Consider the following 16,878-nt stretch of genomic DNA (forward strand, 5'->3'; position numbering starts at 1 on the left):
GACATCGCAGGACAGACTTTGAACCGATCGTGCTGCGTGCGACAGACTGCAGTTCATGCTAATCGGTACGGACTAGACGTTGCGCGATGCCTTGGGGCCCGCGGCACTAGCTGTACGGTTGGCCCGCGGCGGTTCGTGCCGTCTCGTCTTCGCGTCCCATGCTGTCGACCAACCGCACCACCTCGATCGGCGAGCGAAGCTCCAGCTTTCGCATCATCCTGGTGCGATGGACCTTGGCCGTCACTTCGCTCACCCCGAGCCTCGCCGCGATCTGCTTGGCGACGAGACCTTCGGCCATCAACAGCATGATCTCGCGCTCCCTCGCGGTCAGCGTCTCGACGCGCTGGCGCGCTTCGCGCACGCTGTCTTCGCGTTCGAGCCGCCTGCGGTCGCGCTCGATGCCGTGTCTGATCGCGTCGAGGATCTCCTGCTCGCGAAAGGGTTTTGGAAGAAATTCGACTGCGCCGCGCTTCATGGCCTCGACCGAGACGCGGACGTCGGAATGGCCGCTGATGAAAACGATCGGGATGAGCACGCCGGTCTCGGCGAGCCGACGCTGAAGCTCGAGGCCGGTCGGCGCGGTGCCGGGAAAGCGGACGTCGAGCACGAGGCATGAAGGTCCGCTCGAAATACTGTCAGCGACGAACTCGTCCGTCGATGCAAACAATTTTACCTGATGCCCGGTCTCCTCGCAGAGACTTCCTATCGCAGTTCGAATCTGAATTTCGTCGTCAATGATATAAACTGTAGCTTGACCTGAACTCATGGCAACGGGCTCCCCGGCTTGGGGCTCGATGAACAAGCAACGAGCCATCCATTCTTCTTGCAAGCGAGATCAAGGTGCTTGGATGAATTCGCGGGGACCGGGCGAGTCGCTCCGATCCGCCGCTTCGACGTCTTAGGGCCAACACCCGTTCAAGACGAGTGAAGGTGTTCACATATCGGGTTTCGTGATTGCGGGGATTCGCCCTCGCGAGCTGCGGCATCATGGCGAGGCGCGATATCGACAATGCGGCGATCGGGAATACGACGACCGGGAATACGACGATCTGGCGTCGGAACTTCGGTATCGCCGGCTGCGTCATGGCGTCGCCACCCACGTGCCGACTTGAACGCCGGGTGCTGGCCGCTTCGGCCAGAGCAGACGGGACGTTCAGTCAGCTTGTCGAGTTCGATACCGCGCGCATCATATCGATACGCTCCGTATGCATTTCCGGCAAGTCACGAAAGATAGCACCCCGCAGACTTTACTTCTGGATCATCAAGCGCACCCGACCGACGCCCCGGCAGCGGCGACACACTGACGATCGACTGCGTTTTCTGAGATTTACAACCATAGCGCGATCTTTCTCCGTGCCGCCAACGATGCCATTTCAAGAGGCGGGTTTTTGATATGCGATTTGTGCCAGTTATTGCCTTGCTCGGAACTGCATGTGGCCTCGCCACGGTCTACGCCGCGGGGCCGGCCGTCATCGGCGACGCGGCCGGGGCCGCGGCTCAGAAAGCGGCCCGCGCCTACGAATCGACCCAACGGCTGCTCAAACCTGTCGGGCCGGAAGCACGAAGCTTCGGATCGGACGCCCCCGTATTCCGCTATGCCTCGATCCAGCGCGGCAGTATCGAGCAGACCATCACCGTCACCGGCGCCCTGCAGCCGGTCAAGACGATCGAGGTCGGTTCCCAGCTGTCCGGGCAGCTCGCCCGCGTCTATGTCGATTTCAACGACACCGTCACCAAGGATCAGCCGCTCGCCCTGATCGATCCGCGCAGCTTTGCGGCCAAGGTCGACGAAGCCAGGGCGGCGGTGGCGGTGGCGAACTCCTTTGTCGACATCGAGCGGGCCAAGCTCGACCGCGCCAGGATCGATCTGCAAAACGCCAGGGGCAGCAGAGACGTCCTCGTGGCCAAGCTCGACAGCGCGCAGGCGGTCAAGGCGTCGGCGCAGAAGACCTTGCAGCGCAAGCTGGCACTCCAGTCACAAAACGTCGTGGCGGTAACGGCGGTGGATGACGCCCAGACGGAGTTCACCGCGAGGCTTGCCCAAGAGCGCGAGGCCGAAGTCCTCATGTCCCTGAACGCCTACTCAGTCGAGGGCGCGCAGGCCGATATCCGCCGGATCGAGGCGGAATTGCAGCAGGCACGAATGGCCGTGCCGGAGAAGGCGGCCGTTCTCGCTGCGGCCCAGGCCGATCTCGACCGCACCGTGATCCGCTCGCCGATCGACGGCGTCGTCGTCGGCAGGTTCGTCAACGAGGGCCAGACGCTCGCGGTCGGACTGGAATCGCGCACCACGTTCGTGGTCGCGCACCGACTCGAGGACATGGAAATTCACGCCCAGGTCGACGAAGCCGATATCGGGCGCATCGCCCCCGACCAGCGCGCCCATTTCACGGTGGACGCCTACCCGGACCGCCGTTTCGAGGCCGTGGTGCGGCAGGTGCGCAAGGCGCCGCAGAACCAGCAGCACGTCGTGACCTACACCGTTGTCCTGGCGACTTCCAATCTCGACGGCGCGCTGCTGCCCGGCATGACGGCCCTGGTGAAGATCGTGATCGAGCGGCAGGACGACGTGCTGAAAGTGCCGCTTGCCGCTTTGCGCTTCCAGCCCTCCGGCACGCAGCCGGATGCCGCGGCGCGCAGCGGAGTGTGGGCACGCACCGCAAGCGGCTCACTCCGGCGTATTCCCGTCACCGTCGGCGCAGCCGGCACCGAACAGGTCGCGCTCAGGAGCGGAGACCTCGTCGAGGGCAGCCAGGTCGCCGTGGGTCAGGCCATCCGGCCGGCCGGCATGGAATTTCTCGGCATCAGGTTCGGATCATGACAGCCCACCCGCCCCTCATCAGCCTGCAGTCGGTCTCCAGGACCTATCGCGCCGACGGCGTGGCGGTGGCCGCGGTGCGCAATGTCAGCTTCGACATCGAACGAGGCGAGATCGTCGCGGTGATGGGACCATCCGGCTCGGGAAAATCGACGCTGATGAACATGATCGGGCTGCTCGACCTGCCGAGCGAGGGCGCGCTCTATCTCGAGGGAGCGGACGTCGCCGACCTCTCGGAAGACCACCGGTCGTCCCTGCGCGCCCGCAGCATCGGCTTCGTATTCCAGTCCTACAATCTGCTCGCGCGCCACAATGCGATTGAGAACGTCGCGCTGCCCCTGGTCTATTGCGGCATCGGCCGCAAGGAACGTCTGGCCCGCGCCGAACAGAGCCTGGAGGCCGTCGGCATGGTGCACCGGGCCCACCACTTCCCGCGGCAGCTCTCGGGCGGCGAGCAGCAGCGCGTCGCGATCGCGCGGGCACTGATCGCCTCCCCGCTGATCGTGCTCGCCGACGAGCCGACCGGCGCGCTCGACAGCCGTACCGGCGCCGAGATCCTGGCCCTGTTCGCCGCGCTCAACCGGACCGGCCAGACCATCGTGATGATCACGCATGATCCTGGGATCGCGACCCACTGCCGGCGCACGATTCGCCTGCACGACGGCGAGCTCGTCGCTGACGAAACGCCGGCCCCGATCCTGCCGAAACGGAGCGCTGCGCCATGACGATGCTCCAGGGCTTTCAGATCGCTTTGCACGCCTTGCGCCTCAATCCATTGCGCAGCATCCTCACCATGCTCGGCATCGTGATCGGCGTCGCCTCCATCGTGACCGTGTTTGCGATCGGATCCGGCGCGCAGCTTCGCCTCCAGGAGCAGATCCGCTCGATCGGCGCCAATGTGCTGATGATCAACCCCGGCGCGGTGTACCAGGGCGGCGTGCGTCTCAAGGATGGCAGCAAGCTGACCATGACCGAGAGCGACGTGCAGGCGATCCTCGAGCAGATCCCCGAGATCCAGGCCGCGGCCGGCTCGATTGCCGGAACGGCCCAAATCATCCACGAGAGCAAGAACTGGAACACGACGATCAACGGGACGACGACCGGGCACTTCATGGTGCGCGACTGGCAGCTTGCGACCGGGCGCTATTTTTCCGGCACCGAGGAGGCCGGCGCCGGCAAGGTCGTGATCCTCGGCAGCACGGTGGCGCATGAGCTGTTCGCGCCCGGCGAGGACCCGATCGGCGCACAGATCAGGATCATGAAGGTGCCGCTCGAAGTGGTCGGCGTTCTCGATCGCAAGGGACCGGCGCAGGATGACGTCGCCTTCGTGCCGCTCACCACCGCCAAGCTGCGCTTCCTCGGCAGTGCAAGCAACATCAACCGGGATTCGGTCGCCTACATCATCGCCAAGGTGGCTGCGGACGGACAGATGGCCGGGGCGCGAACCGAGATCGAAAACCTGCTGCGGCAGCGCCACCGTATCCCCGCTGGGCAGGAGGACGACTTCAAGGTCCAGGATCCCGCCGCCGCCATGGAAGCGCAGCAAGGAGCGATCCGCACCGTCGCGCTCCTGCTCGTCGCCATCGCCTCGGTCTCGCTGCTCGTTGGCGGCATCAGCATCATGAACGTCATGATCGTGTCGGTCACAGAGCGCACGCGCGAAATCGGCATCCGCCGCGCGCTTGGCGGGCGGATGCGGGACATCCGTCTTCAGTTTCTCTGCGAGGCGCTCGTGCTCTGCCTGCTCGGCGGCGCGATCGGCGTCGGTGCCGGCGTCACGCTCTCGATGACGGTGGCTCGCATGGCAGGATGGATCACCTCGATCGACGGCCAGGCGATCGGCCTTGCCCTCGCCTTCTCGATCGCGACCGGCCTGATCTTCGGTTTTTATCCTGCACACAAGGCATCCAAGCTCAGTCCGATCGAGGCACTCAAGACGGAGTGAGAACATGCTGGAGTGTTCGCATCGACCAAAGGCCACGGAGGAGCAGTCATGAGTCCGGATCCGAAACATTCGATCACACCAACGCCACGCGAGCGTGACCTGATGATGCTGATCGCACGCGGAATGCAGAACAAGAACATCGCCTACGAGCTCAAGATCTCGGAGAACACGGTGCGGGCGCATATCGGCAACATCATGCGCAAATACCGCCTCCAGAACCGGACCCAGATCGCGATCATCTTTGCGCTGCAGGCGGCGCCGCCATCGCTTCGCCGCAACCTGGCCAATGGCGGCCGCAATCCCGCGACGACCGCGCCGGCCAAGGCAGTCGTGCAGAATACGCCGGTGCCGACGTCGCCGGATTGACCGCGCCCGCCACAATCCCTTGCGTCATTTCGGGCGAAACACCCAAGTCCGGGGTCAACGGACCGGCGACAAAATATTTCTCTTTATTAGAATTCGGATTTTTGTTAGCAATTCCTCACTCCGGCCCAAGGAAGAGGGGCGTATCGCGATCGTCACGAACGCGGGCCGGACGGCGGTGGACGTTAGTCACATCGGCGCGAAGGCTTCGCAGGGCGGGCAACCGTGAGCGAGAGTGTCGCGCACACGACCGGTGTGATCGGCGTACGGCAAAATCGTGTGGTCCTGACGCCCGGGGTCTGTGCGTCAAGCGTTGCGGTGATGTGATGGCTCAACCGGGCCCGCGCGTCAGCCATCCGCAAGGCGACGGGGGCAATAGTGCATCGCTCCCCGGGGAGAGCGCGACATAAGCCGTAAAGCCACTGCGCAGGGAAGGCCGTGTGTTGGGCTTCACCTGTATGCCGCTGTGCATTGTTCTTACGACAATCTCGCACAGTGGACCGTGGGTGCCAGCCGGCACCCGGTCTTCCCTGCGCCCTCTTTCAATTGAGGGTGAGACGACGAAGCAAAGCTCGGGCGAACAAGCCGCGAGATGGCGAAGGTGTGTCTGCGAGTGAGATGCGAATTTAAAGAGCGACGCGCTTGCCTACACTCCGTCATTGCGAGCGCAGCGAAGCAATCCAGTCTGCCGCCGCGGAAAGATTCTGGATTGCTTCGCTGCGCTCGCAATGACGATGCTGAAGCAGCTGCCCGCCAAAACTCCTGTCTCGTGCCCCGGACGCTGCGCAACGCCTCTTGGCCGTGCGCTACAGCGCGTCCGGGACACGCGGACCGTCCCTACCCTTCTTTGCATGGCGCTCCGCTCTTGTAACAAAACCGTCATGCAGCGAAACTAAACGAAGCCGGGGGCCGCGGTTGGCGGCCAAGCCGCCTCGCAGGGAGAGATTTTGATGCGCCGTTCACTGGTGTTGCTGTCAGCCGGACTGACAGTGTTGTCCGCCGGACTTTCGACCGGACCTGCCTCCGCAGAGAACAACACGCCCCGTAACCTGATCCTGTTCATTCCGGACGGTCTGCGGGCGCTGAAGGTCACACCCGAGACTGCCCCCGCAATGGCCGAAATCCGCGATAAGGGTGTCAATTTCAAGAACTCGCACTCGCTGTTCCCGACCTTCACCATGGCCAACGGCTCGGCGATGTCGACCGGCCATTATCTCGGCGATACCGGCGTGTTCTCCAACACGATCTGGACCAACTACACCTCGGTGCCCGCTGGCGACACCGTGGTCCCCTTCATCGAGAACGACGCCGTGCTCGGCGACATCGACGAGCATTTCAAGGGCGATTATCTCAACGAAGACACGATCCTGAAGCTGGCGCGGGACAAGGGCTACAGCACCGCCGCGCTCGGCAAGCATGGTCCGACCTATCAGTTCGACCACACCGACAAGCCCGAAAAGGCCGGCCTGCATTCGGTCGTGTTCGACGACGCCACCGGCGGCAAAAATGGCGTGGCGCTGTCGGACGAGATCAAGGCCGCTCTCACCAAGGCCGGCCTGCCCCTCGCCACGCCGCCGCGCGGCGACAACTCCAAGGCGGGCGATGCCAAGACGCCCGGCACGACCGTCGCCAACGTCGCCCAGCAGGCCTATTTCGCCGACGTCGCCGCAAAGGTCGTGCTGCCGATGTTCAAGGCCCGCAACAAGCCGTTCGTGCTGGTGTTCTGGTCGCGCGACCCCGACGGCAGTCAGCACAACACCGGCGACAGCCTCAACCAGATCATGCCCGGCATCAACGGGCCGACCTCGATGGCCGGCATCAAGAATGCCGACAACAATCTCGCCCAGCTCCGCAAGGCGCTGGACGAGCTCGGCCTTGCCGCAAACACCAACATCATGGTCCAGGCCGACCACGGCTTCTCGACCATCTCCAAGGAAAGCAAGACCAGCCCCTCGGCCAAGGTCAGCTATGACGACACGCCGAAGGACTTTTTGCCGATGGGCTTCCTGGCGCTCGACCTTGCCAAGGCGCTCGAGCTGCCGCTGTTCGATCCTAACGACAAGAACGCCAAGGTCGACGGCAACAAGCACCCCAAGGCCGGCAACGGCGTGCTCGGCAAGGATCCGGAAAAGCCCGATCTCGTCGTCGCCACCAATGGCGGCTCCGACCTGATCTATCTGCCGAACAAGGACAAGAAGCTGGCGGCCAGGACCATCAAGCTGCTGCTCGAGCAGGATTACGTCTCCGGCCTGTTCGTCGACGACTCGCTCGGCCGCTTCCCCGGCACCCTGCCGCTGTCGAGCATCAACCTGCGCGGCAAGGCGGCGACGCCGACGCCGGCGATCGTCGTCAACTTCCGCTCCTATGCCAGCGATTGCGGCGAGGCGCCGACCAACTGCTCGGTGCAGGTCGCCGACACCGTACTGCGCCAGGGCCAGGGCATGCATGGCAGCTTCAGCCGCGGCGACACCATGAACTTCATGGCCGCGATCGGTCCGGACTTCAAAGCCGGCTATGTCAGCGATATCCCGGTCAGCAATGCCGACGTCGGCATGACCGCCGCCCAGCTCCTCGGCCTGCGCGCATCGCAGAACGGCGGCCTCGTCGGCCGTGTGATGTCGGAGGCGTTGCCCAATGGCGTCGTTCCGAAGGCGTACAAGGGGGTCGAGAAGTCGAAGAAGTCCGAGAACGGCCTTCAGACCGTGCTGAACTTCCAGCGCGTCGGCAGCCAGCGCTATTTCGACACTGCCGGTTTCCCGGGCCGCACGCTCGGCCTCGAGTTGGACACCGGCAAACAAAAAACGGCGGGGAAGTAACCCCGCCGTTCAGATGCGTCCTCGTGAGAGGCCCAAAATCTTACATGCCCAAAATCTTACATGCCGATGTCGAACACGTTCGGCAATTGGCCCACCAGAGGCAGCGCGGTGGCGCCCAGGAAGGTCGCCACCATCGCCATCAGGCGACGGTTGTTGTGGCGCTTGCCGCGCATCTGGCCGGCGATCCACTCCAGCATTTCGCTGTTGACCTTGGAGGCATAGGACGGCGCCCAGCCCTCGATATCGGACTCGGCCGACAGCGCCACGCTGCGCGGCGGTACCTTCAGGCCGGAGGCGCTCGCCGCATAATGGGCGACCGCCTTGGCCAGCAAATCGTCGAACCGGCCACCATCGGTGCGCTCGGTCGCAGCTTCGTTGATCTCGAACAGCGCTTCGGCTTCAGCACGGCTGACCGGCTGGTCGTTGACAGCCGAGGCGGTGAGAATGCGGACGCACCAGGCGGCGTCATCGGCATCGAGCGAGCGGGAGAAATGCACCCTTCCCTTGGTGGTCGGGCCTTCGCCCGTGATCACGCCGTCGCGCACGATGGTCAGTGCATGGGCCGCGGTATCGCGGCAGGACGGTTCGAGGGACGGCGACTCAACAGACTTATGCGCAGCGGCAGACATAGTTCACTTCCAGATTTCTTCTGATCGGCCAGCATTTTCATGCCGGCGTAAAGGGGTGGTTAATGATTCGGTACGGGGAGCGCGACTTTTTGAGATAGTTGCCAATTGGTCGCTGTCAGGACCAGTTTGGTTCTGGGAAGCGACGGGCGAGCGTGATGGAAGTCATAAAAGGCTTTCTCGGGGCAATCGCACCCGTATAGCCCCGGTGGAGATGTTTCGCCGCAGGCGCCGCTGTAACAAAAAGGTGCTAGGAAATCAGGCCTTCAAAGAAGGAATTCACATTTTACTTGAAGCGGTTCAGTTAGCGTTCACTTGGGATCGCGGAGACCCTATAATGGTCATAACGGTCAAAGATGAATTCCTAAGTAAATTCAATAGCATGAGGTAGAACCATGACACTTCCGATCGGCGCCACAGCCCCCGACTTCGAAGCCGAGACCACCGAAGGGAAGATCAAGTTCCACGACTGGATCGGCAATAGCTGGGCGCTGCTGTTCTCGCACCCCAAGGACTTCACGCCGGTTTGCACGACCGAGCTCGGTGCGCTCGCCAAGCTGAAGCCGGAATTCGACAAGCGCGGCGTCAAGCTGATGGGCCTCTCGGTCGATCCGGTCGATCGCCATTCCAAATGGTCGGAGGACATCAAGGAGACGCAAGGCGCGGCGCCGAACTTCCCGATGATTGCCGATACCGATTACAACGTCTCCAAGCTTTACGGCATGCTGCCGGCTGCCATCTCAGGCGATCCCCTTGTCCGCACCGCCGCCGACAACCAGACTGTTCGGAACGTCTTCGTCATCGGGCCGGACAAGAAGATCAAGCTGGTGCTGGTCTATCCGATGACGACGGGCCGGAACTTCCAGGAGATCCTCCGCGTCATCGACTCGCTCCAGCTCACCGCCAAGCACCGGGTCGCCACCCCGGCCGACTGGTCGCAGGGTGACGACGTCATCATCGCGGGCTCGGTCTCCAATGACGAGGCCAAGACGATCTATCCGCAGGGCTGGAAGGAGCCGAAGCCCTACATCCGGATCGTGCCGCAGCCGAAATAAAAACTGTCATCCGGGGCGATGCGTCGGCATCGCTCCGGATGACGATGTCAGCTCTTACGCCGCGCGCACGCGTTCGAGGAAGCCCTCGACCTCGGCCTTCAGATGCAGGCTCTCGCCCGACAACGCCTGGGCGGAGGCAAACATCCGGCTGGACGTCTCACCCGTCTCGTTCGCACCCTCGGCGGCCTGACGGACGTTGACGGCGACATCGGCCGTGCCCGATACCGCCGCGCGAACGCTGGCGACGATGTTCTGGGTCGCGCTCTTCTGCTGCTCGACGGCCGCCGAGATCGAGCCCGCGATGCCACTGATACGCTCGATGGTCTGGCTGATCGCCTTGATGGCGACAACCGATTCCTCGGTCGCAAGCTGCATGCTGGCGATCTGGTTCGAGATCTCGTCGGTGGCCTTGGCGGTCTGGCCGGCGAGCGTCTTGACCTCCTGGGCCACCACCGCAAAGCCGCGGCCGGCATCGCCCGCGCGCGCGGCCTCGATGGTCGCGTTCAACGCCAGGAGGTTGGTCTGCTCGGCGATCGAGGTGATCAGCTTGACGACATCGCCGATGCGCGCGCCCGCCTCGGAGAGCTGCGCGATGCGCTGATCGGTCGCCTCGGCCTGCCGCACGGCCTCAGCGGAAATGACGTTCGATTCCTGAACCCGCCGGGTGATTTCGGAGATCGATTGAGACAGCTCGTCCGAGGCCGACGCCGCCGAACGCACGTGCTCGGAGGCATTTTCGGAAGCTCCGGCCGAGCGCGCCGACAGATCGGCGGTGGAGCGCGCGGTGTCGGTGAGCTGCCGCGCCGCGCGCTCGAATTCGCCTGACGACGTCAGCACCTTGTCGAGAATGCCGCCGACGCCGCCGCGGAACTCTTCGACGAAATTGCGCAGGTCGGATTTGCGCTGCTCGGCGGCTGCAGCCGAAGCCGCCGCCTGCTCGCTGCGCATCCGCGCCCGCTCCTGCGAATTGCTCCTGAACACAGCGACCGTGCGGGCGATCTCGCCGATTTCGTCGGCGCGATCCTCGCAATCGATCTCGACGTCGCTTTGACCTTCGGCGAGCGCCGTCAGCGAGCGCGTGACCGAGGTGAGCGGCTTGGTGACACGGCGGACGACCAGCAAGGTCAGGACCAGCACCAGCAACGCGGCGAGGCCGGCGGCAGCCGCCATGCTTTCGATCGTCTGGGCCAGCATGCTCTCGAACTGCGCCATCGGGATGCCGACGTAGAGGATGCCGGCGACCTTGCCGCTGGCGTCGGCGATCGGGAAATACGCGGTCATGAAGGACTTGCCGAACAGGGTGGCCGGGCCCTTGTAGGCCTCGCCACGACGCAGCAGCGCCTGCGCCGGGTGATCGGCGGCCAGCTGGGTCCCGACGGCGCGGTCGCCATTTTCCTTCTTCACGTTGGTCGAGCGCCGCACGAACTGCCCGCTCGCATCGTCGAACACGAACAGGGTGGCGTTGCCGCCGACATAGGACACCGCGCGATCGACGATGGCGTGATCCTTAAAGTCGGGCATCTTGGGAATCTCGGCGCGCGCCACCGCGCCATCCCGCATCGTGATCTTCGCATCGGGAACGATCTCGGCAAAGGCCAGCGCCAGCGTGCGCAAGCTCACCTCGATGTCGCGGAGCGCACGATCGTTGAAAGCGGAGCTGAGCGACCAATAGCCGGCGCCGACCACGAGCGCCGTATTCATGGCGATCAGCAGCACCGCGCAGAGGAGCGCCTTGGTGCCAAGTTTGAATTGCGGCAGAAACTTCGCCGTTGCTCGTCCGTACATGAATGGAATGACTCCTGTAATTCCTGCATATTCGTGCAATCGGCTTACGGCCGCATTAACGCGGTTCCCATCGCGACATGCTTTCCAAATCGTTAACGAGGACACCCCTGACCACGCCCAGAAATACGCTAAGGACTACGCCAAGCGCTCCGCCCATCATCGTCTGGTTTCGCGATGACCTCCGCCTGTCCGACCACCCCGCCCTCCACGCGGCCGCCAAGACCGCTGCGAAGACCGGCGCGCCGGTGATATGCCTCTATGTGCTGGACGACGCGGCCGGGCGAGCGCCGGGCGCCGCGGCGCGCTGGTGGCTGGCGCAGTCGCTGCGGGCGCTAGGCGCCGATATTGCCACGCGCGGCGGATCGCTGATCCTGCGTAAGGGGTCGGCGGCCAGGGTAATCGCGGAGGTGGCGCGTGAGAGCGGAGCGCGTTCGGTCTACTGGAACGGGATCGCACAGGCGCCGCATCAGGCGATCGAGCGGCAGCTCGAAGCGGCACTGGCAAAGAGCGGCGTGGACTCGCAAAGTTTCCAGGGCGACTTGCTCGTTCCGCCTGCGGCGATCCGCAACAAGGAAGGCCGCGGCTTGCGCGTGTTCACGCCGTTTTGGCGGCGCGTGCTGGCGCTCGGCGATCCGCCGAAGCCCCTGCCGGTACCGAAGGAGCTGCGTCCTGCGCCCACAGTCGCCAGCGACGCGCTGGAGGCCTGGAAGCTCGAGCCGGACAAGCCCGATTGGGCCGGCGGCCTGCGCGAGACATGGACCCCGGGCGAAGCTTCCGCCCGCGCCCGCCTGCGCGACTTCCTCAAGCACACCGCACAAGGCTATGTCGGCGATCGCGACCGCCCGGACCGCGAGGGCACCTCACATTTGTCACCGCATTTGAGGTTCGGCGAGCTCAGCCCGCGCCAAGTCTGGCACGCCGCGCGGTTCGCCGCGGCGGAAAATCCCGCGATCGGATCCGGCATCGACAAGTTCCTGAGCGAGCTCGGCTGGCGAGAGTTCTGCCGCCACCTGCTGCACGACCATCCCACCCTCGCCACTGAAAACCTCCAAGCAAACTTCGATGGCTTTCTATGGAAGCCCGACGCCAAGGCGCTCGCCGCGTGGCAGCGCGGGCGCACCGGCTATCCCATCGTCGACGCCGGCCTGCGCGAGCTGTGGCACACCGGCGTGATGCACAACCGGGTGCGGATGGTGGTCGCCTCGTTCCTGGTCAAGCACCTCCTGATCGACTGGCGCGACGGCGAAAGCTGGTTCTGGGACACGCTGGTCGATGCGGATGCCGGCAGCAATCCCGCCAACTGGCAGTGGGTGGCCGGCTGCGGCGCCGACGCGGCGCCCTATTTCCGCGTGTTTAGTCCGGTGCTCCAGGGCGAGAAATTCGACCCGGATGGAGCCTATGTCCGGCGCTGGGTGCCCGAGCTAAAGGACGTGCCGGCCAAGTTGATCCACAAGCCCTGGGAAGCCACGCCGATCGAGCTTGCGAGCGCCGGCGTCACGCTCGGCAAGACCTATCCGCAGCCGATCGTCGATCATGCCAAGGGACGAGAGCGCGCGCTCGCGGCCTACGCCAAGATCCGCAAAGGTTGAGCGTTGCTTTGACACAATTATGAAACGCGCTATCGTCATCGCTCCATGCAAACCGTGGGGGACACTATGGACGACGACAAGCCGATCACCGAACAGGCGATGGACACGATCACCGCCGCCGTGGAAACGACCAAGGACGCCGCTGTCGCTGCGGTGAAGAAGGTCAGGAAGGCCGCCAAGAAGGCTGCGAAGAAAGTAGCGCCGAAGAAGGCTTCCACGAAGAAAGCCAAGAAGGCTGCGAAGAAAACTTCGAAGAAGACCACCAAGAAGACTTCGAAGAAAGCTGCAAAGAAGTCGTCGAAGAAGGCGGCCAAGAAGTCGTCGAAGAAGACCGCAAAGAAGGCGACGAAGAAAGCTGCCAAGTCGAAAAAGAAGGCCAAGAAGGCCAAGCGCTGATCGCAACGCTCAAGTCTCCGGGGGCGGACGCGCCCGGAGACGGCTCCAGCGATGCCCTACCCCCGCCGCTTAGCCGCGCGCCGGCCCGGGTGATGCTCGCCCTGCGGATCGCGGAATTCGCTGCGATGACCGCGCCGGTCCTCGGCGTTGAAGCGCCGCCGTTTCTCGGGCGAGCCGAACGCCTTGATCACCTTCCTGCCGTTGACCTTCTTGATGACGTAGCCGCCCTCGGTCATCGAGAACGGCTCTTTCAGCGTTCCCTTGTGGTCGAACTTGGTGCCCCGGGGATGCCTAAACGGTTCGAACCAGGACGGATAGACGAAGTTCGACATTTCGAAGCCGGCGACGATGAAGGTGTCCTCTTCCACCGCGTCGCAGACCTCATAGGCATATTGGGTGTTCCGGTTTTTGTCGGCCCAGAGATTGGCCATGGGATCGAGCACCATCTCGAACAGCTCGTGCGAGGCCGCCACGCTGACCGGCTCGTCGCCCAGCGCCTTGACGAAGATCTTTGAGATCGGCTGGCGGCGATGCGTCAGCTCATGGCGGCCGAGCATGTTCTTGTGGGAGGCCTCGTCAAAATAGACCAGCTGCCACTCGCCCGGCTTCGGCTTTTCGCTGACATAGAGGTCGACCGGATAGCCCCACACCGGCAGGAAGTGCTTGTCGTAGCATTTCTGGAGCGCCGCTGTGAGCCTGGCCATCTTGCGGCCGCTGATCGTCGGCTCCGCGTAGTTGATGCAGGCAATCCGGACCGGCTTCAGGGACCTGCCAAGCAATGCGCGTCTCGCTTTCTTCATGGAAATCACCTGTGAAAGGGCCACTGAAATGCGCCGACCCTAGCACGATCTTGCCGCGCACGTCAGGGATGTATTCTGGCGGCCCGGCCCGCCGGTCCTAGAAGCGCCGGTTGACCACGAACACCGCGGCCGCGCACATCACCATGCCCGCGATCGCCAGCGCATCGAGCTTTTCTCCAAACAGCAGATAAGCCATCAGCGCCGTCACGGCGGGCACCAGGTAGAACAGGCTTGCAACAGACGTGGCGGCGGCATGGCGGATCAGCCAGTACAGCAGCCCGATCGACCCGATCGAGAGGGCTACGGCGAGCCAGGCCAGCGCGAGCATGAACTCGCGCGTCCAGTGCACCACGCGGTCCTCGAACAGGAAGGCGCCGATCGCAAAGAAGATCGTGACGGACACGTACTGCACGAGATTGCCGGCGCGCCAGTCGATGTGGTTGCAGTAGCGGCGCTGATAGAGCGTGCCGAGCGTGATGCTGATCAGCGAGACCACGGAGGCGAGCCAACCGAGCCCGGCTTCGCCGGTCATCGGACGGCCGTGCAGGATCAGCACGACGCCGCCGAGGCCAAGCACGAGCCCCGCCCATTGCACCGGCGTCACCTTCTCCCCGAGCCAGCGGTTGGCGATGGTCGAGGTCAGGATCGGCTGAAGGCCCGGAATGAGCGCGGAGAGCCCGGCCGGAATCGAGTGCGCGATCGCGATTGCGGTGCCGCCGAGATAGAAGCCATGGACCAGAATGCCGGCGACGGCGCTGTGCGCGATGCCGATCCGGTCCGGCCATTTCGGCCGCGCAATCGCGACGATGATCGCCATCAGACCGACCACGAACGCCATGCGGATGGCGAGATAGGTCAGGGGATCGGCATTGTTGACGACGTATTTGGTGCCGATGAAGCCCGTGCTCCAGAGCAGGACGAACAGGATCGGCGCGGCGCGGGCGGTCAGGGCTTCTTGATTATGATTCATTGCCGCCTCATTGCCCCACCGGGGACCAATGCGGCAATGCGAATTTCGGCCAATTTCGTCCGGACGATGCTGCGCTGCGACGGACGGGACGGTTCAGCCGCTCACCATTCGTCCGGACAGGGATCGATGATCTTCCAGAGCTCGACGCCGTTCTTGATCTTTTTCATGTCGGTGGTGAGCCCGCCATTGCGGCGGATCCAGTCCTTCACCGTGTCGGGGTAATAGGCCATCAGGTCGGACGTCCCCTCCGCGCTGGTGACCTTGATGCCGAAGGTGAAGGCCTTGTCGTAGTAGGCTTGGTGGAAGCCGAGGCTGGCGCGCGGCGTCACGCAGATCTTGTTCATCGGCACGATGCCGAGCACCAGGGTGCAGGCCGAGTTGCAGATGCCGTCGATGATGACGCGCTCGCCCTTCTCGCGGACGCGCTTGTACTTGGCCTTGTACTCCTCGACATAGCCGCCGTGGTCGCGGGTAATGTGCAGCTCGGCCCGCGCCGGCGTGGCGGCGAAGACCGAGAGCAACAGCAGGCTCAGAAGCGTGATGCGCATGGCGAGGTGACGGCGAAAGCCTTCAGGAATGGACCGGCCTATAGACCCCAAGAAGCCGGCAACAGGAGTCTTGAGCTAATTCTCTTTGGTCACACTTGTGTGGGGAATTCGTTAAGCATCTCGAAAAGGCCAAAAATGGGCAAGTCCGGACCACAGAACCGGCAATTCTGTCACACCCACCCGGGAATCTGCGGGATTGGCCCCGATTTCCGGGCTGCAGACGGGTGTTCCGGCCGCCCGAACTGGCTATAAACGGCTGACCTATTCGTGCGGGTTCCGGAGATTCGAGATGAGCAAGTTGAAGCTTGTAGCCGCGATTGCTGCCCTGTCAGCCGCAATCCTTGCCCCTGGCCTCGCGGAGGCACGGGGACATCACCGGTACCACCGCTATACCACGAACCCGCTGCCCTACCCGATCAGCTATCTCCACAATTACGGGCCCGGCATGACTCCCGGGACGTTCGCCTTTTACGACGGCCCGTCGACCAACCATTGCTACCAGAGCGCAGCCGCCTATGTCGGTCAGGACCGCCGCCGGCACCCCTGCTACTGAGGGGCGCAGGCGCGTCCCGGGGGCCGCTATTTGGCGGCGCCCGACAGCAGCAATTGCTTCTCGATTTCGTAGACCGGCAGTTTGACGAGGTCCTTGCCGACCTCGCCCTGGAGTGCCTTGCGCACCACATCCGAATAGTCGGCGCGGATCATCCCGAGCGCACGCGGCGAGGCCACCATGGTCAAGGCCGAGGTCTCGCCTGAGCTGACGGCGGCATCGAGTCGTCCGGCCAGGCTGCGCAGGAAGGCGCGCTCGGCCTCGTCGTGCCAATCAGTCTGCTCCACCGAGCTGCGCGCGGTGCCGGCCGCGCCATGGAGCCTGCCCGGCGCGTCGCTCCCTTGCGCGCTGGTCGACGGATTAGGCTGCTCGTGCACCTCCCTGGTGTGGAGGTTCGGAAACATCTCGTCGCCGAGGTTTTCCAGAATGAGCGCCTTGCGCCCGTCGCACACGACCAGCCAGTCACCCTTTTCGATTCTCATTTTGTCCATTTGCACAGCTCCAAAGCGACCTCGCGAGCCTGCTCTTCGAATTGCTCGAAAGGCTGGCCACAAGGCTAGCTTAGGGACGAAGCCGTATCGGAGAATTGCGCGGGATCAAGGATGGTGGCGATGTCC

The 16,878-nt window shown here is 63.9% G+C and carries 16 protein-coding genes; 9 read left to right on the forward strand and 7 right to left on the reverse strand.

What is annotated here, in order from left to right:
- Window positions 1–106: 106 nt before the first annotated feature.
- Window positions 107–766, reverse strand: a complete 660-nt coding sequence (locus AC0L20_RS03835) for a response regulator transcription factor (RefSeq protein WP_473287511.1) — start codon at window positions 764–766, stop codon at window positions 107–109.
- A 627-nt stretch (window positions 767–1,393) separates the two neighbouring features.
- Between AC0L20_RS03835 and AC0L20_RS03840 the strand changes: the two genes are divergently transcribed.
- The 5 genes from AC0L20_RS03840 (at window position 1,394) to AC0L20_RS03860 (ending at window position 7,942) form a co-directional block, all read left to right on the forward strand.
- The gene (locus AC0L20_RS03840; protein WP_473287512.1) at window positions 1,394–2,821 is read left to right on the forward strand and encodes an efflux RND transporter periplasmic adaptor subunit; all 1,428 of its coding nucleotides are present in this window, start codon (window positions 1,394–1,396) and stop codon (window positions 2,819–2,821) included.
- Entirely contained in the window at window positions 2,818–3,543 is a 726-nt protein-coding gene (locus AC0L20_RS03845; RefSeq protein WP_456769490.1) for an ABC transporter ATP-binding protein, read from the forward strand. The genes AC0L20_RS03840 and AC0L20_RS03845 overlap by 4 nt, the downstream gene beginning before the upstream one ends.
- The gene (locus AC0L20_RS03850; RefSeq protein WP_456769489.1) at window positions 3,540–4,763 is read left to right on the forward strand and encodes an ABC transporter permease; all 1,224 of its coding nucleotides are present in this window, start codon (window positions 3,540–3,542) and stop codon (window positions 4,761–4,763) included. The genes AC0L20_RS03845 and AC0L20_RS03850 overlap by 4 nt, the downstream gene beginning before the upstream one ends.
- A gap of 48 nt (window positions 4,764–4,811) precedes the next feature.
- Entirely contained in the window at window positions 4,812–5,129 is a 318-nt protein-coding gene (locus tag AC0L20_RS03855; protein WP_473287513.1) for a response regulator transcription factor, read from the forward strand.
- Between the two features lie 947 nt (window positions 5,130–6,076).
- Window positions 6,077–7,942 (forward strand): alkaline phosphatase family protein, encoded by a 1,866-nt coding sequence (locus AC0L20_RS03860; protein ID WP_473287514.1) that lies wholly within the window; start codon window positions 6,077–6,079, stop codon window positions 7,940–7,942.
- Between the two features lie 56 nt (window positions 7,943–7,998).
- On the opposite strand, the gene AC0L20_RS03865 is transcribed toward AC0L20_RS03860, so the two are convergent.
- Window positions 7,999–8,571, reverse strand: a complete 573-nt coding sequence (locus AC0L20_RS03865; protein ID WP_473287515.1) for a hypothetical protein — start codon at window positions 8,569–8,571, stop codon at window positions 7,999–8,001.
- Window positions 8,572–8,963: 392 nt separating this feature from the next.
- On the opposite strand from AC0L20_RS03865, the gene AC0L20_RS03870 reads away from it, so the two are divergent.
- Window positions 8,964–9,623 (forward strand): peroxiredoxin, encoded by a 660-nt coding sequence (locus AC0L20_RS03870; RefSeq protein ID WP_456769485.1) that lies wholly within the window; start codon window positions 8,964–8,966, stop codon window positions 9,621–9,623.
- A 54-nt stretch (window positions 9,624–9,677) separates the two neighbouring features.
- Here AC0L20_RS03870 and AC0L20_RS03875 read toward each other — a convergent pair whose 3' ends face one another.
- Window positions 9,678–11,408, reverse strand: coding sequence for a methyl-accepting chemotaxis protein (locus AC0L20_RS03875; RefSeq protein WP_473287516.1), 1,731 nt, complete (start codon window positions 11,406–11,408; stop codon window positions 9,678–9,680).
- 77 nt (window positions 11,409–11,485) lie between these two features.
- On the opposite strand from AC0L20_RS03875, the gene AC0L20_RS03880 reads away from it, so the two are divergent.
- Together AC0L20_RS03880 and AC0L20_RS03885 are read left to right on the forward strand one after the other, a co-directional pair.
- Complete coding sequence (locus AC0L20_RS03880) at window positions 11,486–12,997, forward strand: cryptochrome/photolyase family protein (protein WP_473287517.1); 1,512 nt, start codon at window positions 11,486–11,488, stop codon at window positions 12,995–12,997.
- 66 nt (window positions 12,998–13,063) lie between these two features.
- Entirely contained in the window at window positions 13,064–13,393 is a 330-nt protein-coding gene (locus AC0L20_RS03885) for a histone (protein WP_473287518.1), read from the forward strand.
- A gap of 56 nt (window positions 13,394–13,449) precedes the next feature.
- On the opposite strand, the gene AC0L20_RS03890 is transcribed toward AC0L20_RS03885, so the two are convergent.
- From AC0L20_RS03890 to AC0L20_RS03900, 3 genes are all read right to left on the reverse strand, one after another.
- Entirely contained in the window at window positions 13,450–14,193 is a 744-nt protein-coding gene (locus AC0L20_RS03890; RefSeq protein ID WP_473287519.1) for a hypothetical protein, read from the reverse strand.
- 97 nt (window positions 14,194–14,290) lie between these two features.
- Window positions 14,291–15,163, reverse strand: coding sequence for a DMT family transporter (locus tag AC0L20_RS03895; RefSeq protein ID WP_247361829.1), 873 nt, complete (start codon window positions 15,161–15,163; stop codon window positions 14,291–14,293).
- A 101-nt stretch (window positions 15,164–15,264) separates the two neighbouring features.
- Window positions 15,265–15,711 carry a hypothetical protein gene (locus AC0L20_RS03900; RefSeq protein WP_473287520.1) on the reverse strand — a complete coding sequence of 149 codons (447 nt, stop codon included), beginning with the start codon at window positions 15,709–15,711 and terminating at the stop codon, window positions 15,265–15,267.
- A 289-nt stretch (window positions 15,712–16,000) separates the two neighbouring features.
- Between AC0L20_RS03900 and AC0L20_RS03905 the strand changes: the two genes are divergently transcribed.
- A complete protein-coding gene (locus AC0L20_RS03905; protein WP_027567447.1) occupies window positions 16,001–16,264 on the forward strand; it encodes a hypothetical protein in 264 nt (87 codons plus the stop codon).
- Window positions 16,265–16,290: 26 nt separating this feature from the next.
- Here the strand turns inward: AC0L20_RS03905 and AC0L20_RS03910 are convergent, their stop codons facing one another.
- Complete coding sequence (locus AC0L20_RS03910) at window positions 16,291–16,752, reverse strand: host attachment protein (protein ID WP_473287522.1); 462 nt, start codon at window positions 16,750–16,752, stop codon at window positions 16,291–16,293.
- Window positions 16,753–16,878: the final 126 nt, after the last annotated feature.

This window comes from Bradyrhizobium sp. Kon58, from assembly GCF_055807455.1.

What these genes read in the sequence shown, in the direction of transcription:
- AC0L20_RS03835 (WP_473287511.1), bottom strand. Translation starts at nt 766, where the DNA reads ATGAGTTCAGGTCAAGCTACAGTTTATATCATTGACGACGAAATTCAG.
- AC0L20_RS03840 (WP_473287512.1), top strand. Translation starts at nt 1,394, where the DNA reads ATGCGATTTGTGCCAGTTATTGCCTTGCTCGGAACTGCATGTGGCCTC.
- AC0L20_RS03845 (WP_456769490.1), top strand. Translation starts at nt 2,818, where the DNA reads ATGACAGCCCACCCGCCCCTCATCAGCCTGCAGTCGGTCTCCAGGACC.
- AC0L20_RS03850 (WP_456769489.1), top strand. Translation starts at nt 3,540, where the DNA reads ATGACGATGCTCCAGGGCTTTCAGATCGCTTTGCACGCCTTGCGCCTC.
- AC0L20_RS03855 (WP_473287513.1), top strand. Translation starts at nt 4,812, where the DNA reads ATGAGTCCGGATCCGAAACATTCGATCACACCAACGCCACGCGAGCGT.
- AC0L20_RS03860 (WP_473287514.1), top strand. Translation starts at nt 6,077, where the DNA reads ATGCGCCGTTCACTGGTGTTGCTGTCAGCCGGACTGACAGTGTTGTCC.
- AC0L20_RS03865 (WP_473287515.1), bottom strand. Translation starts at nt 8,571, where the DNA reads ATGTCTGCCGCTGCGCATAAGTCTGTTGAGTCGCCGTCCCTCGAACCG.
- AC0L20_RS03870 (WP_456769485.1), top strand. Translation starts at nt 8,964, where the DNA reads ATGACACTTCCGATCGGCGCCACAGCCCCCGACTTCGAAGCCGAGACC.
- AC0L20_RS03875 (WP_473287516.1), bottom strand. Translation starts at nt 11,408, where the DNA reads ATGTACGGACGAGCAACGGCGAAGTTTCTGCCGCAATTCAAACTTGGC.
- AC0L20_RS03880 (WP_473287517.1), top strand. Translation starts at nt 11,486, where the DNA reads ATGCTTTCCAAATCGTTAACGAGGACACCCCTGACCACGCCCAGAAAT.
- AC0L20_RS03885 (WP_473287518.1), top strand. Translation starts at nt 13,064, where the DNA reads ATGGACGACGACAAGCCGATCACCGAACAGGCGATGGACACGATCACC.
- AC0L20_RS03890 (WP_473287519.1), bottom strand. Translation starts at nt 14,193, where the DNA reads ATGAAGAAAGCGAGACGCGCATTGCTTGGCAGGTCCCTGAAGCCGGTC.
- AC0L20_RS03895 (WP_247361829.1), bottom strand. Translation starts at nt 15,163, where the DNA reads ATGAATCATAATCAAGAAGCCCTGACCGCCCGCGCCGCGCCGATCCTG.
- AC0L20_RS03900 (WP_473287520.1), bottom strand. Translation starts at nt 15,711, where the DNA reads ATGCGCATCACGCTTCTGAGCCTGCTGTTGCTCTCGGTCTTCGCCGCC.
- AC0L20_RS03905 (WP_027567447.1), top strand. Translation starts at nt 16,001, where the DNA reads ATGAGCAAGTTGAAGCTTGTAGCCGCGATTGCTGCCCTGTCAGCCGCA.
- AC0L20_RS03910 (WP_473287522.1), bottom strand. Translation starts at nt 16,752, where the DNA reads ATGGACAAAATGAGAATCGAAAAGGGTGACTGGCTGGTCGTGTGCGAC.